The sequence below is a fragment of the Luteibacter sp. PvP120 genome, assembly GCF_054055715.1.
In genome coordinates this window covers 685,666-700,695 of sequence record NZ_JBSRXP010000001.1, presented here as the reverse complement: position 1 = coordinate 700,695, position 15,030 = coordinate 685,666, and the positions used below count along the sequence as shown (strand labels likewise).

Here is a 15,030-nt window from a genome sequence, read left to right as displayed (position 1 = left end):
GCCGCACGGGCAGTCGTGGCTGGAAAAAGGAGGAAAAGATGGCTTTCTGGCAGGTACGCGCGCTCCTGGGCGGCGCACTCGTGATGGCCGGCGCGGCAGCGCAGGCCCAATCGCTCCCGGACTTCACCGGCATCGTGGAAAAGAACGCCCCGGCGGTCGTCCATGTCGAGGCGAAGACCAACGGTTCATCCAGGGGCAAGGGGCGGAGCGGGCCCAACAGCGGCGGTCAGGACGACCAGCAGGAACTCCTGCGGCGCTTCTTCGGCATGCCGGGCATGCCACCGGGCATGCCGACGCCATCGCCCGACCAGACCTCGCTGGGCTCGGGCTTCATCATCTCCCCCGACGGCTACGTGCTCACCAACGACCACGTGGTCGACGACGCCGACGAGGTCAAGATCCGCCTCCAGGACCGCCGCACCTTCACGGCGAAAGTGGTCGGCAAGGACCCCCAATACGATATCGCCCTGCTCAAGATCGACGGCAGCGCCTTGCCCACCGTGACCATCGGCGATTCCCGCAGCGTGCGGCGTGGCCAGTGGGCCCTGGCCATCGGCTCGCCGTTCGGGCTGGATGCCACGGTCACCCACGGCATCATCAGCGCGGTCGGGCGCAACCTGGGTAGCGGCGACCAGCCCTACACCTCGTTCATCCAGACCGACGTGCCGATCAACCGCGGCAATTCGGGTGGTCCGCTGTTCAACCTGCAGGGCCAGGTCATCGGCATCAATTCGCAGATCTACTCCACCTCGGGTGGCTACCAGGGCCTGTCCTTCTCGATCCCGATCGACGTGGCGATGAACGTCGTGCAGCAGATCAAGGACAAGGGCTACGTGTCCCGCGGCATGCTCGGCGTCACCGTGCAGCCGGTGGATCCCTTCGTGAAAAACCTCGACCTGCCGGACGCCAACGGCGCCCTGGTCGCCCAGGTCACCCCGGGCAGTGGCGCGGACAAGGCCGGCATCCGGCAGGGCGATGTCATCCTCTCGTTCAACGGCACGCCCGTCACGCAGTCGGCGGACCTGCCGCCGCTGGTGGGCATCATCCGTCCGGGCTCCACCGCGAAGGTCGAAATCCTGCGCGATCACAAGAAGCAGGCGGTCGAGGTCAAGGTCGGCGAACTGCCGCGCGACAAGAACGCGCTGGCCCAGGCCGGCGATGCGGGCCAATCCGCGAGCGGCTCGGCCGCGGCGCTGGGCCTGGCGGTGCAGGACATCGATGCCTCCTCGCGCACCGAGCTGGGCCTGAAGGCCGGCGAGGGCGTGGTGGTCAGCCGCGTCACCGGTCGCGCGGCCGCCGGGGCGGGGCTGCAGGCAGGCGACATCGTGCTCATGGTCAACCAGAAAAGGGTCGGTTCGGCCGCGGCGTTCCGTGAGGCTACCCAGGGCATCAAGCCGGGCGACACGGCCATGCTGTTGGTTCGCCGCGACGACACCACGCGTTTCATGGGCATCACGGTGCCCCAGGATCGCTGATCCCGCGCCGGCCACCCGTCGCCGATCGGCGGCGGGTGGCCTTCCATGCGATAATGCCGGATTCGCACCGGCCCCCAGGGCCGCTGCGCGTCGTTCGCGCCGCGAGCGATGGTGAACGTGACCACGGCGCTCCATGGAACTCATCCGCAACTTCTCCATCATTGCCCACATCGACCATGGCAAGTCGACGTTGGCTGACCGCATCATCCAGTTGTGCGGAGGCTTGTCCGAGCGCGAAATGGAAGCGCAGGTCCTCGACAACAACCCGATCGAGCGCGAGCGCGGCATCACGATCAAGGCCCAGTCCGTGTCGTTGCCGTACACGGCGCGCGACGGCAAGACCTACCAGCTGAACTTCATCGACACGCCCGGCCACGTCGACTTCTCCTACGAAGTCAGCCGCTCGCTGTCCGCGTGCGAAGGCGCGCTGCTGGTGGTCGACGCCGCGCAGGGGGTGGAGGCGCAGTCGGTCGCCAATTGCTACACGGCGATCGAACAGGGGCTGGAAGTCATTCCCGTGCTCAACAAGATCGACCTGCCCACGGCCGATCCGGAAAAGGCCAAGGCCGAGATCGAGGCGGTGATCGGCATCGACGCCAGCGACGCCATCGCGGTCAGCGCCAAGACCGGGCAGAACGTGATCGAGGTGCTCGAGGCCATCATCCACCGTATTCCGGCGCCGAAGCCGGGCAATACGGACAAGCTCCAGGCGCTGATCATCGATTCCTGGTTCGACAACTACCTCGGCGTGGTCTCGCTGGTCCGCGTGATGCAAGGTGAGATCAAGCCGGGCGACAAGATCCTGGTCATGTCCACCGGTCGCACCCACCTGGTCGACGACGTAGGCGTGTTCACGCCCAAGCGCAAGAAGCTCGAAAAACTCTGCGCCGGCGAAGTCGGCTGGATCAACGCGTCGATCAAGGATGTCCACGGCGCCCCTGTGGGCGATACGCTGACGCTGGCGGGCAAGCCGGCCAGCGAGCCGCTTCCCGGCTTCCAGACCATGCAGCCGCGCGTGTTCGCGGGCCTGTTTCCCGTGTCCGCCGACGACTACCCGGCCCTGCGCGAGGCCCTGGACAAGCTGCGCCTGAACGATGCTGCCATGTTCTTCGAGCCGGAAAGCTCGGAGGCGATGGGCTTCGGCTTCCGCTGCGGCTTCCTCGGCATGCTGCACATGGAGATCGTGCAGGAGCGCCTGGAGCGCGAGTACGACCTCAACCTGATCACCACCGCGCCCACCGTGGTGTACGAGGTGGCCAAGACCGACGGCACCATCCTGGCGATGGATAACCCGGCCAAGTTGCCGCCGCCGCAGCAGATCGTCGAGATCCGCGAGCCGATCATCGTCGCCAATATCCTCACCCCCGGTGAGTACGTCGGCAACGTCATCAAGCTGTGCGAGGAAAAACGCGGCGTGCAGCGCACCATCCAGTACCTGGCGACGCAGGTGCAGGTCACCTACGAGCTGCCGCTGGCCGAAGTGGTCCTGGACTTCTTCGATCGTCTGAAGTCGGTATCCCGCGGCTATGCCTCGATGGACTATCAGCTGGAGCGTTTCGACGCGGGCCCGTTCGTGCGCGTGGACGTGCTCATCAACGGCGATCGCGTGGACGCGCTCAGCCTCATCGTGCATCGTTCGCACGCCGACCGCCGCGGGCGGGAACTGGTGGAGCGGATGAAGGACCTGATCCCCCGGCAGCAGTTCGACGTGGCCATTCAGGCGGCGATCGGCGCGGCGGTGATCGCGCGGTCCACGGTCAAGGCGTTGCGCAAGAACGTGCTGGCCAAGTGCTACGGCGGCGATGTCTCGCGCAAGAAGAAACTGCTCGAGAAACAGAAGGAAGGCAAGAAGCGCATGAAGCAGGTCGGCAGCGTCGAAATCCCCCAGGAAGCCTTCCTGGCGGTGCTCAGGCAGGACAACAAGTAGCCTTACCGGCTGCGACGGCGTTTCATCACGGATAGCCGGCGCCGGACGCGCCGGAACGGGCCACCGGGCCCCTCGACACGATTTACGGAGTTGGCATGGCGTCATTCGATTTTTCGGCGATTCTCCTCGGCCTCACGCTGCTGTTCGGCGTGGTCTGGCTGATCGACTGGCTGTTCCTCGCCAAGGCGCGGCGTGCGCGCGCCGAAGCCTCCGGTACCGAGCAACCCGAGCCGTGGCCGGTCGACTGGGCACGGTCGCTGTTCCCGGTGATCCTCGTCGTTCTGCTGCTGCGCTCGTTCGTGGCGGAGCCGTTCCGGATTCCCTCCGGCTCGATGATGCCCACGCTGGATGTCGGCGATTTCATCCTGGTGAACAAGTTCGCCTATGGCCTGCGCATGCCCGCGTTCAACAACAAGCTGCTGGAAAACGGCGAGCCGCGTCGTGGCGATGTGGTGGTCTTCCGCTTCCCCGGTTACCTGTGCCGGGACGAAAGCGGCCGCACCATCCGCAGCGGCGATGTCTCCTGCGCCGATCCCCACGCGCCGGTGCCCGGCGAAAACTGGATCAAGCGCGTGATCGGCCTGCCGGGCGACCGCATCGAGACCCGCGGTAGCGAGCTCTACATCAATGGCGAGCGGGTCGGCGCGGACGATCTCGGCGCGTTCAAGGGCAACATGAATCGCCCGGAAGACCGCATGCTGATGACCTACGGTTCGCACCTGTACACGGAGCACCTGGGCAGCATCAACCACACGATCGCCCTGACCCCGGCCTACAACGTGCCGATGGACATCCCCAATGCCATGGTGCCGTCGGAGGTGCCCAAGGGCTGCTACATCGTCATGGGCGACAACCGCATGAACAGCACCGACAGCCGCTGGTGGGGCTGCATGCCCGAGGAAAACCTGGTGGGCAAGGCGTTCTTCGTCTGGATGGCCTGGCGTGGTCTGGGCAACGGTATCCTCGACTTCTCGAAGATGGGCAAGGTCATCCATTGACGGCGGCATGGCTCCGTCGCGTGGCAGGACGTTGCGGATGGCCGTGGACAAGGTAATCTCCGCTCCGGGGCGCCCGTGCGCGCCCCGTCGCCATTCACGGTCTTGAACAGGGGAGCCGCCGGCCACGGCGGAACACACGCATGAAATCCAGGCAATCGGGTATCACCCTCATCGGTTTCGTCATCCTCCTGGCGGTGCTGGGCTTCTTTGCATTCATGGCGATGAAGCTGGTGCCGTCGTACATCGAGTACATGGGCGTGGTGAAGGCCATGAACCAGATGTCGACCGAGGGTGGCAACCAGGACGTCGGCGAGGCACGCCGCCAACTCGCCTTCAAGATGAGCTTCCAGTACGTCGACGATTCGACGATCAAGCCGCAGGACGTGACGGTGGAACGCGCCAACAACGGCGCGGTGCTGCACGTGAACTACGACAAGGAAATCCCGTTCCTCTACAACATTTCCTTCCTGTTGCATTTCGACCATTCGGTCCCGTTCAAGAGTGCCGTCGGGCAATAATGAGGTTTCGTGCAGTTCCCGCATTCCTTCCGTAATCCGACCCTCGCGGCGCTGGCGCTCACCCACCGGAGCGTCGGCAAGCCGAACAACGAGCGGATGGAATTCCTCGGTGACGCCCTGCTGGGCGCGATCGTTGCCGAGCTGCTGTTCGAAGTGCACCCCAATGCCAGCGAGGGCGAGCTTTCCCGCCTGCGCGCGCAACTGGTCAACGGCGAGGCACTGGCCGTGATCGCGCGTGAGCTGGCGCTGGGCGAGGTGCTCAAGCTGGGTCCGGGCGAGTTGAAGAGCGGCGGTTTCCGCCGCGATTCCATCCTCTCCGACGCCTTCGAGGCGCTGATTGCCGCCGTCTACATGGACGACGGCTTCGACGCCTGTCGCCAGGTCGTGCGCCGGCTTTTCATGCCGCGCGTGGCCGAACTCAAACGCTCCAGCAAGGACGCCAAGACGCGCCTGCAGGAGTGGCTGCAGGGCAGGGGCTTGCCGCTGCCCGCCTACGAACTCACCGACAGCTACGGCGAAGACCACGCCAAGACCTTCGACGTCAGCTGCTGCATCGACGAACCGGAACCGATCCGCGTGGAAGGGCGCGGCGGCAGCCGGCGCGCCGCCGAACAGGACGCCGCGGAAGCGGTGCTGCGCCGATTGCTGGAAAAAAAGAATGAACGATAACGATACCCCCGAGAACGACACCCCCGTCGACGGCGACTTCCGCTGCGGTTACGTAGCCCTGTCCGGCCGACCCAACGTCGGCAAGTCCACGTTGCTCAACGCCATGATCGGCGTGCGCCTGAGCATCGTGAGCCATCGTCCGCAGACCACCCGCCACCGCATCCTGGGCATCTCGACCAAGCCCGCGGGCCAGATCCTCTACGTCGACACACCGGGCCTGCACCGGGGTGCCAAGCGTGCGATGAACCGCAGCATCAACCGTGCCGCGCGCGCCGCCATCACCGAAGTCGATCTTGCGGTGCAGGTGATCGAGGCCGGGCGCTGGACCGACGAGGATGCCGCGATGTATGCGGCACTCGCCGAACAGGAGGGCATGACGCGCCTGCTGGCCATCAACAAGGTGGACCTGCAGAAGGACAAGACGGCGATGCTGCCGTTCGTGGCCGACCTGATGGCCAAGCATCCGTTCGACGACGTCTATTACGTCAGCGCGCTGAAGTCGAAGGGCCTGGAAGGCCTGGAAAAGGGCATCCTCAAGCGGCTGCCCGTCCAGCCGGCCGTCTACGGCGAAGACGAGATCACCGACCGCAGCGAGCGTTTCCTTGCCGCGGAGATGGTCCGCGAGCAGCTCATGCTGCGCCTGGACCAGGAACTACCTTACGCCACCACGGTGGAGATCGAGCAGTTCGAGGACCGCCCGGATGGCGTGGCCGAGGTGCATGCGGTGATCTGGGTCGAGCGCGATGGCCAGAAAGCCATCGTCATCGGCAACGGCGGCGCCCAGCTCAAGGCGATCGGAACCTCGGCACGCAAGGGCATGGAGCACCTGTTCGAGCGCAAGGTGTTCCTCAAGCTGTGGGTGAAGGTACGCGAAGGCTGGGCGGACGACGAGAACCTGCTCAAGCGCTTCGGTTACGAATAAGCCGGCGCGCCGTACCGCGTCATGCGCGTCGAACAGCAGCCCGCCTTCGTCCTGCACGCCCGGCCCTACCGGGAGACATCCCTGTTGGTGGAGTGCCTGACCCGCGACCACGGCCGCCTGGGCGTGGTCGCCCGCGGGGTGCGCAAGGAAGGCGCGAGATTGCAGCGTGCGCAGCTGGAGCCGTTCCAGCGGGTGGAGCTCGACCTCATCCTCAAGGGAGAACTGGCCACGCTGCGCACGGCCGAGCACGTGGGCGCGCCGCAACGCCTGACGGGCGACGCGGGCATGGCCGGCCTCTATCTCAACGAACTGGTGGTGCGGCTGACCGGCCGCCAGGACCCTAACCCGCCCCTGTTCGCGCACTACGAGCGCACGTTGCGCCGCATGGCGACGGGTGATGCCCTTGCGTGGACGCTGCGCCGCTTCGAGCGCGACATGCTGGATGCGCTGGGTTATGCGCTGCCGCTGGATATCGACGCCATCGACGGTGAACCGCTGGATCCGGCGCTCACCTACTTCTACGATCCGGAGTCGGGGGTACGCCCCGGACGCGCGGGCGATGCCCGCGGCATTCGCGGCGCCGATCTGCTGGCGCTGGCCGCGGACCGTTCCCCCGACGTGGCGGGGCTGGCCTCGCTGCGCCGCATGATGCGCCAGATCATTTCCTTCCACCTGGGCGGCGGCGAGCTGAAGGCCTGGCGCGTGCTGCGTTAAACGGCGGGCGTGTCGCGGGGCAGGGCGGCCAGCGCCTCGTTCAGTTCGAAGCGGAAGCGCTCTATCGCGGCGGGCGGAACGACGGTGCGGGTTTCCAGCACGTGGTTCTGCAAGGCCCTGGCCTGGGCACCCAGGCGCGCGGTACCGCAGAACCCGCAGGCGGAACGCAGGCGATGCAAGCGGTCGATCAGGTCGGTCGGACGACGTGCCAGGTCGTCCAGCGCGGCCTCCAGCTCGACCAGCTCCGCACGCAGCAACTGGCGGAGCGCCAGCAGGGTGATGGCATCGCCACTGGCCGCGCGTCCGGCGTCGTCGTCCAGCACCTGCAGATCGCCCTCGATGCCGAGCGTGGCGGCCAGCGCATGGCTGAGCGCCGCGAGCTGGCAGGGTTTTTCGATGACGCCGGCGAAGCCGGCCGCCAGCAGGGCCGCGCGCAACCGGGCGGGAATCTCGGCACTGGTAGCCAGGGCCACGGCGTCGCGCGACCGGGCGGAAGGATCGGCGCGCAGCGCCGGCAGCAAGGCTTCGGCGCCGGCGCCCGGCATGCGGCAATCCAGCAGGAGCGCGTCGAACGGCTGTCGCCTGGCGAGGTCCAGGGCGCGGTCACCGTCGGATGCGACCTCGACCCGATAGCCGAGCGACCGGAGCGCCTGCGCCAGGAACACACGGGTGGCTTCGTCGTCGTCGGCCACCAGGACATGCCGTGGCTTCGGCGCGGAAGGGGCGGACGGGTACTGCTCGATCATGCAACGTTCCGTGTCGTTCATCTTGATTTGTCAGAATGGCGGAGCATGTTCCCGGTATCAACCCGCACGTTCAGCTTCCTGTTCATCGTCCTGGTCGCCCTGGTGGGCGCGGACGGGGTGCGGGCGGCCGTGTCCGTGGACGCGGAGGGCGTGTCGTTGCCGGGTGTGGCGCTGGATGGATTGCATGCCGACCTGACCGCGGCGGGCGACGGCGTGGGCGTCGCCTTGACGGTGCAACGGGTCGACCTGGCCGCCATGGGCTGGCACAAGGCCACGCTGGACCTGGACGGCACGCTTGCCCGCGACGAGCCCGGTCGCTGGACGTTCGCGGGCAACCTGCGTATGCGCGGTGCGGCGGGCGACCCCTGGCCGCGGGCCACCGTGTTCATGGTGGCCGACACCGCCGCCAACACGCTGGAGCTGACCGTGCGCCAGGATGCCTCGCTGGCCCGCGTGGCGATGCCGATGGACCAGACCAGCCATGCGCAGATCACCCTCAAGGACCTGCCGGCCGGTTGGCTGCAGGGGCTGCTCTCGACGGTGTGGTCCGGTCGCACGACCACCGGTCGGGTGGATGCCGACCTGGCGCTCGACCTGCTTCCCGGCGGCGTGCAGGCCGGCGGCCAGTTCGCGCTGGCTGGCGTGGGCTTCGACAGCCCGGGCGGTGCGCTGGCCGGTGAAACGGTGTCGGGCAGCGGGCGGCTCGGTGTGGACAGCCAGGCGGAGGCGACCGTCATCGAACTCGACGCCGCACTGCGCGGCGGCTCGCTGCTGCTGGGCCCCTTGTACGTCGCTCTTCCCTCCCACCCGGTGCAAGTGTCGTTTTCCGCACGGGCGCAGAAGGGCGCCATGGCGATCCGGCGGCTGCGGCTGACCGATCCCGATGCCCTGCAACTGGAAGGTGAGGTAGGCCTCGCGGCCGACGGCAGTCTCGCCTCGCTGCGGCTGGACCGTTTCGATGCACGCTTTCCCGTCGCCTACGCACGTTACGGTAAAGGCCTGGCTCGCAGCTTTGGCGTGGATGCGCTCGATGCCAAGGGCGATGTCACGGGGCACCTCACGATGGGTGCGAAAGGCCCCGAGGCCTTCGCGTTGCAGACCACGGGGCTGGATATCGCCAACGGCGAAGGGCGCTTCGGGGTGCAGGGGCTGCATGGTGCGATCGACTGGAGTGCCACGGAGGATCGCCCCGCCACGAAGCTCGGCTGGCGTGCCTTGCAGATACAGCGGATTCCGAATGGCGCCGCGGAGGCGGCACTCCGCAGCACCGGCGGCACGCTGGGCCTGCTGGCACCGCTGGTCATACCCGTCCTGGACGGCCAGCTGCGCGTGCAGCGGCTGGCGTGGAAGCCGGCGGCCACCGCGGGCGACCGCCTGCAGACCTCGCTGGTGCTCACGCAGATCGACATGGCTGCGTTCTGTCGCGCGCTGGGCTGGCCGGAATTCAAGGGCACGCTGGGCGGCGCGGTGCCGTCGCTGCGCTACGTGGACGACCGTGTGGAAATGGCTGGCGGTCTGTCGCTGAACGTGTTCGACGGTTTCGTCGACATCACCGGCATGAGCCTCGCGCAGCCCTTCGGCGTGGCGCCGATCCTCACCGGTACGCTCTCGCTGCGGCATCTGGACCTGGGCCTGATGACCTCGGTCTTCGACTTCGGCAGCATCACCGGCCGCCTGGACGGCGGTATCGACAACCTGCGCCTCGTCGCCTGGCAGCCCGCCGCGTTCGACGCCCACCTGCTGGCGGGCGGTGGCGGCCGGATCAGCCAGAAGGCGGTGAACAACCTCACCTCCGTCGGCGGGGGCGGCATCGCCGCGGGCCTGCAAGGCACGGTGCTGAAGATCTTCAAGACGTTCGGCTACAAGCGCATCGGGCTGTCGTGTCGCCTGCGCGGCGATGTATGCGCCATGGGTGGACTGGGCGCCGCGAAGGATGGCTACACTATCGTCGAAGGTAGCGGGTTGCCCCGCCTGACCGTGGTCGGTCACCAGCGTGAGGTCGACTGGCCCACCCTGGTGCGCCGCCTGCAAGCCGCCACCCAGGGCGATGGCCCGGTGGTCCGTTGAGCGGGCAAGCCGCCCCCACAAGGAAAAACCATGCGTAAATCGTTCATCGCCCTCATGGCCGCCACTGCCGTCGCCCTGGTCGGCTGCGTCACCATCAACGTCTATTTTCCGGAAGCCGCCGCGCAGAAGGCGGCCGACCAGTTCATCGGCACGGTGCTCGACGACAGTGGCGTCGCCAAGCCCGCCGGCACAAAGGAAAAACCCCAGACGGCCGTCCCGGGCAAGCAGCCGTCGGCCTCGTTGCTGGATCTGATGATCCCCTCCGCGCAGGCGGCGGAGTCGCCGGATATCCAGGTACGCACCCCCGAAACGGACGCCATCCGGCTGCGCATGACCAGCCGCTTCGGCGGCCAGCTGAAGGCGTTGTTCGACAGCGGCGCGGTGGGCTTCACGGCCAACGGCCTGGTCGCCGTGCGCGATGCCGGCGCGTTGCCTCTGGACCAGCGCTCGCAGGCCAACGGCCTGGTCGACCAGGAAAACAGCGACCGCGATGCCCTGTATGCCGCCGTCGCCAAGGCCAACGGCCACCCGGAATGGGAGCCGCAGATCCGCAAGGCATTCGCGGACGGCTGGGTCCAGCGCGCGCCGCCGGGCTGGTATTATCGCGATGCCTCCGGTGCCTGGAAGCGCAAGTAAGGCACCCGCCAGGAACGCCCGCCATCGCGCGGGCGTCCTCCCAGCCAGCCCGGGCCTTCGTCGTCCGGGCTTTACGTTTCAGAGCGCATGATCGAATTCGAAGCCACCATCATCGGCCTCACCCACGACGGCCGGGGCGTTGCCCGCATCGACAACAAGGCCACGTTCGTGCCCGGCACGTTGCCGGGCGAGCGCGTACGGCTGGTCTACCACAAGCGCCACCGCAAGTACGACGAGGCCGATCTCGTCGGCATCGTCGAGGCCTCCCCCGCGCGTGTCGAGCCGAAATGCCGCCATTACGGCCAGTGCAGCGGCTGCGCGTTGCAGCACATGGCGCCCGCCGAGCAGATCGCCGCGAAGCAGCGTGTGCTTGCCGAGAACTTCGAACGCATCGGCAAGGTCACGCCGGATGCGTGGTTGCCACCGCTGACCGGCGAGCCGTGGGCATATCGCCGCAAGGGGCGGTTTTCGGTGCGCTACGTGGCGAAGAAGGAGCGCGTGCTGGTCGGTTTCCGCGAGGAATCCAACCCGCGTTTCGTCGCCGACATCGAGCATTGCGAAGTGATCCATCCCGCGCTGGGCCCCAAGGTGGGCTTGATCGCGGCACTGGTGGGCGGCTTGTCCGCCGCGCACGACATTCCGCAGATCGAGTTCGCCGCCGGCGACGACACCGTTGCGCTGGTCTTCCGCCACCTCGCGCCGCTGACCGAGGCCGATCGCCAGGCCCTGGTGGATTTCGGCAAGGCGCACGGCCTGGCCATCTACCTGCAGCCGGGCAATCACAGCACCGTGCACCCGCTGTGGCCAGAGGCGCCGCGCCTGGCCTTTGCCGTCCCCGCCCAGGATGTCGAGCTGGAGTTCCTGCCGCTGGATTTCGTGCAGGTCAACGCGGGCATGAACCAGCGCATGCTGGCGCGCACCCTGGAGCTGCTGGACCTGCAGCCGGCCGATCGCGTGCTGGACCTGTTCTGCGGACTGGGCAACTTCACGCTGCCGATCGCACGTTACGCCGCCGAGGTGGTGGGCGTGGAGGGCGAGCACGGGCTGGTGGAACGGGCGGCGGCCAATGCCGCGCGCAACGGCCTCGGCCATGCCTCGTTCCGGGTGGCCAACCTGTTCGAGGACCAGCGCAACGAGTCCTGGGCGAAGCAGGCCTGGGACAAGATCCTGCTGGACCCGCCCCGCGCCGGCGCCAACGAGCTGCTGGAGTACCTGCCGCGCAAGGGCACCGACCGCGTCGTCTACGTCTCCTGCCATCCGGGATCGCTGGCGCGCGACGCGGGCATCCTCGTGCAGAAGGGTTTTCGTCTCGCCGCCGCGGGGGTGATGGACATGTTCCCGCACACCGCCCACGTCGAATCCATCGCGCTGTTCGAGCGCCGCTGACCCCGGAGACCCTATGGGCATCGAGATCGAGCGCAAGTTCCTCCTGGCCAGCGACGCCTGGCGCAAGCAGATCGTGCGCAGCGAGCGCATGGCACAGGGTTACCTCATCAGTGGCGCGGCCGTGGCGTCCGGACAGGCGAAGTCGTCGGTACGGCTGCGCGTGTCCGGCGAGCAGGCCTGGCTCAACATCAAGTCGGCCACGCTGGGTATCGAGCGGCAGGAATACGAATACCCCGTGCCGGTGGCTGATGCCGCGCGCATGCTGGATGACCTGGCCGACGGTCGCGTGGAGAAGATTCGTCATCATGTCATGGTCGAAGGCACACACTTCGAGATCGACGAGTTCGTCGGCGCCAACGCCGGCCTGATCGTCGCCGAGGTGGAACTGCCGTCCACGGACGCGGCCTACCCGACACCGGCATGGCTCGGCCGCGAGGTCAGCGGCGTGCTGCGCTACTACAACGTCAACCTGATCGACCGGCCGTACAGCGACTGGTCGGGCGCCGAACGGGAAGGCAAGGAGGACATGGCATGCTGATCATCGGTCTTTCGGGTACGCAACTTGAGTTGCACGAGCACGCTTTGCTGACGGCCCGCGGCGTCTCCGGCGTGATCCTGTTCTCGCGCAACTTCGCCTCGCGCGAGCAGGTCACGGCCCTGATCGACCACGTGCGTCAGGTGGCCGGCGATGAGATCCTCATCTGCGTGGACCAGGAAGGCGGCCGCGTGCAGCGCTTCCGCGAAGGATTCACGCGGCTGCCGCCGTTGTCCGCGCTGGGCAGGCTGCACGACAGCGACCCCGGCGCCGCGATCGACCGTGCCGAGGAACACGCGTGGATCATGGCCAGCGAGATGCGCGCCATCGGCGTCGATTTCAGTTTCGCGCCCGTGGCCGACCTCGAACGTGGCAACGCCGCCATCGGCAACCGGGCGCTGCATGCGGACCCGGCGGTTGCCGCCGAGCTGGTCCAGGCCTACGTGCGCGGCATGCACCTGGGCGGCATGGCCGCCGTGCTCAAGCACTTCCCCGGGCATGGCTCGGTGCGCGAGGACACGCATCTCGCATCCGCCGTCGATCCGCGCAGCAAGCACGATATCTTCGCGACCGACCTGCAGCCCTTCGTCGCCGGCATCGAGGCACGTGCCGAGGCCGTCATGGCGGCGCATGTCGTCTATACCGCGGTGGACGACCAGCCAGCCGGTTACTCGCACGTGTGGATCGAGGAGATCCTGCGCGGTGAGCTCGGGTTCGGCGGTTGCGTCGTCGGCGATGACATCAGCATGGCCGCCGCCGGCAGTGTCGGCGGCGTGGCCGCCCGCGTGGCCGCCAACCTCGATGCGGGTTGCGACCTCGTACTCGCCTGTTTTCCCGATGTCGTTCCCGAGGCGATCGCGGCGGTGCAGCACCGTCGCCCTTCACCGGTCGAACGTATCGCCCCGCTGCGCGGTGCGATCGGTTCCACCTGGGAAGGCCTCGTCCACAATCCCCAGCGCGATCGATTCATCGCGCGCGTGACCGCCCTGGAGCCCTGACCCGATCATGACCACCACCACCGCCTCGCTCGACCATGCGCTTGCGCACTCCGACATCCTCTTCAATCGCGAACAGCTCGACACCGAGATCGCCCGCATGGGCCGCGAGATCGACCACGCGCTCGACGGCGAAGTGCCGGTGTTCCTCACCGTGATGCACGGCGCGCTGGTGTTCGCCGGGCAGCTGGCGCTGTCGATACGCACGGACCTCGAGTTCGACTACGTGCACGCCACGCGTTACCGCGGGGAAACCAGCGGCAGCGACCTGCACTGGCTGCGTCGTCCGGAAGTGCCGCTGCACGAGCGCACGGTGCTGCTGGTGGACGACATCCTCGATGAAGGCCATACGCTGAAGGCCGTGCGCGATGCGTGCGTGGAGATGGGCGCGAAGCGGGTGTTGCTGGCCGTGCTTTGCACCAAGCGCCACGATCGCCGCGCGCATGGCATCGAGGCCGATTTCAACGGCGTGGACCTGCCCGATCGCTACGTGTTCGGGTACGGCATGGATTACCACGAGCAGGCGCGTAACCTGCCGGCCATCCACGCGTTGAAGGACTGATTCCGATGAGCATCGACCTCGCCGTGATCGGTGGCAGTGGCCTCTATCAGTTCGAAGGCCTGGAAAACACCGAGCGGCACGCCGTGCAGACACCGTTCGGCCCGGCCTCGGGTGACGTCGTGACGGGCGACTTCCGCGGCAGGCGGCTCGCCTTCCTCGCCCGTCATGGGGAGAGCCACACCGTACCGCCGCATCGGGTGAACTACCGCGCCAACCTGTGGGCCCTGCACGCGTTGGGCGCGCGGCGCGTGGTGGCCGTCAACGCCGTGGGCGGCATCCGCGACGACATGGGTCCGCGAACGCTGGTGGTGCCCGACCAGATCATCGACTACACGCACGGCCGCTACACCAGCTTCAACGATGTCGAGGGTGCCGAGGTACGGCATATCGATTTCAGCGAGCCCTACAGTACCGCGCTGCGCCAGGCCCTGCTGGCCGCGGCGCGTGCCGAGGGCCTGGCGATCATCGATGGCGGTTGCCACGGCGTGACCCAAGGGCCGCGCCTGGAAACGCGTGCGGAGATCGCGCGGATGAAGCGGGACGGCTGCGACCTGGTCGGCATGACCGGCATGCCCGAGGCCGTGCTTGCCCGCGAGCTGGACCTGGAATTCGCCTGCCTGGCCCTGGTGGCCAACTTCGCCGCCGGTGCCGGCGACGAGGCGGAGATCAGCATCGAGGAAATCTTCGCCCACCTGGCCGCTGCTACGGCCAACGTTCCGCCTATCCTGGGGCGTTTGCTGGCAGTCTTGTAGGTACTTCGCGGACATCGTCCGCTCCTACATGGCGGATTGCGGACATCGTCCGCTCTTACATCGCGGATGGCGGACATCGTCTGATCCTGCACCTCGTATCGCGGACATCGTCCGCTCCTACATGGCGC

At 67.5% G+C, this 15,030-nt stretch carries 15 protein-coding genes; 14 read left to right on the top strand and 1 reads right to left on the bottom strand.

Features of this window, described 5'->3' with window-relative positions; translation table 11 throughout:
• Positions 1–38: 38 nt before the first annotated feature.
• The 7 genes from ACVKN3_RS02700 (at position 39) to recO (ending at position 7,223) form a co-directional block, all read left to right on the top strand.
• Positions 39–1,475 carry a Do family serine endopeptidase gene (locus ACVKN3_RS02700; RefSeq protein WP_354512617.1) on the top strand — a complete coding sequence of 479 codons (1,437 nt, stop codon included), beginning with the start codon at positions 39–41 and terminating at the stop codon, positions 1,473–1,475.
• A gap of 133 nt (positions 1,476–1,608) precedes the next feature.
• Positions 1,609–3,402: a translation elongation factor 4 gene (lepA, locus tag ACVKN3_RS02695; RefSeq protein WP_036140848.1), complete on the top strand. Its 1,794-nt coding sequence runs from the start codon at positions 1,609–1,611 to the stop codon at positions 3,400–3,402.
• 95 nt (positions 3,403–3,497) lie between these two features.
• A complete protein-coding gene (gene lepB / locus ACVKN3_RS02690) occupies positions 3,498–4,400 on the top strand; it encodes a signal peptidase I (RefSeq protein ID WP_354512619.1) in 903 nt (300 codons plus the stop codon).
• A gap of 140 nt (positions 4,401–4,540) precedes the next feature.
• Complete coding sequence (locus tag ACVKN3_RS02685) at positions 4,541–4,918, top strand: DUF4845 domain-containing protein (protein ID WP_285401470.1); 378 nt, start codon at positions 4,541–4,543, stop codon at positions 4,916–4,918.
• 9 nt (positions 4,919–4,927) lie between these two features.
• Positions 4,928–5,587: a ribonuclease III gene (rnc, locus tag ACVKN3_RS02680; RefSeq protein ID WP_354512621.1), complete on the top strand. Its 660-nt coding sequence runs from the start codon at positions 4,928–4,930 to the stop codon at positions 5,585–5,587.
• Positions 5,577–6,509 (top strand): GTPase Era, encoded by a 933-nt coding sequence (gene era, locus ACVKN3_RS02675; RefSeq protein ID WP_285401472.1) that lies wholly within the window; start codon positions 5,577–5,579, stop codon positions 6,507–6,509. Before rnc ends, era begins: the two co-directional genes overlap by 11 nt.
• Positions 6,510–6,530: 21 nt before the next feature.
• The gene (gene recO / locus ACVKN3_RS02670) at positions 6,531–7,223 is read left to right on the top strand and encodes a DNA repair protein RecO (RefSeq protein ID WP_354512624.1); all 693 of its coding nucleotides are present in this window, start codon (positions 6,531–6,533) and stop codon (positions 7,221–7,223) included.
• Here recO and ACVKN3_RS02665 read toward each other — a convergent pair.
• Positions 7,220–7,969, bottom strand: a complete 750-nt coding sequence (locus tag ACVKN3_RS02665; RefSeq protein WP_285401474.1) for a response regulator — start codon at positions 7,967–7,969, stop codon at positions 7,220–7,222. The two genes, recO and ACVKN3_RS02665, sit on opposite strands and share 4 nt — an antisense overlap.
• 45 nt (positions 7,970–8,014) lie before the next feature.
• Between ACVKN3_RS02665 and ACVKN3_RS02660 the strand changes: the two genes are divergently transcribed.
• The 7 genes from ACVKN3_RS02660 (at position 8,015) to ACVKN3_RS02630 (ending at position 14,902) form a co-directional block, all read left to right on the top strand.
• Positions 8,015–10,036: a translocation/assembly module TamB domain-containing protein gene (locus ACVKN3_RS02660; protein WP_354512626.1), complete on the top strand. Its 2,022-nt coding sequence runs from the start codon at positions 8,015–8,017 to the stop codon at positions 10,034–10,036.
• A 30-nt stretch (positions 10,037–10,066) separates the two neighbouring features.
• Positions 10,067–10,672: a YdbL family protein gene (locus ACVKN3_RS02655; RefSeq protein ID WP_285401476.1), complete on the top strand. Its 606-nt coding sequence runs from the start codon at positions 10,067–10,069 to the stop codon at positions 10,670–10,672.
• Between the two features lie 87 nt (positions 10,673–10,759).
• Positions 10,760–12,058: a 23S rRNA (uracil(1939)-C(5))-methyltransferase RlmD gene (rlmD, locus tag ACVKN3_RS02650; RefSeq protein ID WP_354512629.1), complete on the top strand. Its 1,299-nt coding sequence runs from the start codon at positions 10,760–10,762 to the stop codon at positions 12,056–12,058.
• Between the two features lie 13 nt (positions 12,059–12,071).
• A complete protein-coding gene (locus ACVKN3_RS02645; protein WP_285401478.1) occupies positions 12,072–12,596 on the top strand; it encodes a CYTH domain-containing protein in 525 nt (174 codons plus the stop codon).
• Positions 12,590–13,591, top strand: a complete 1,002-nt coding sequence (gene nagZ / locus ACVKN3_RS02640) for a beta-N-acetylhexosaminidase (RefSeq protein WP_354512631.1) — start codon at positions 12,590–12,592, stop codon at positions 13,589–13,591. Before ACVKN3_RS02645 ends, nagZ begins: the two co-directional genes overlap by 7 nt.
• Positions 13,592–13,598: 7 nt before the next feature.
• Positions 13,599–14,150 carry a hypoxanthine-guanine phosphoribosyltransferase gene (locus ACVKN3_RS02635; RefSeq protein ID WP_036140860.1) on the top strand — a complete coding sequence of 184 codons (552 nt, stop codon included), beginning with the start codon at positions 13,599–13,601 and terminating at the stop codon, positions 14,148–14,150.
• A gap of 5 nt (positions 14,151–14,155) precedes the next feature.
• On the top strand, positions 14,156–14,902 hold the full coding sequence (locus tag ACVKN3_RS02630) for an S-methyl-5'-thioinosine phosphorylase (protein WP_354512633.1): 747 nt from the start codon (positions 14,156–14,158) through the stop codon (positions 14,900–14,902).
• Positions 14,903–15,030 lie beyond the last annotated feature (128 nt).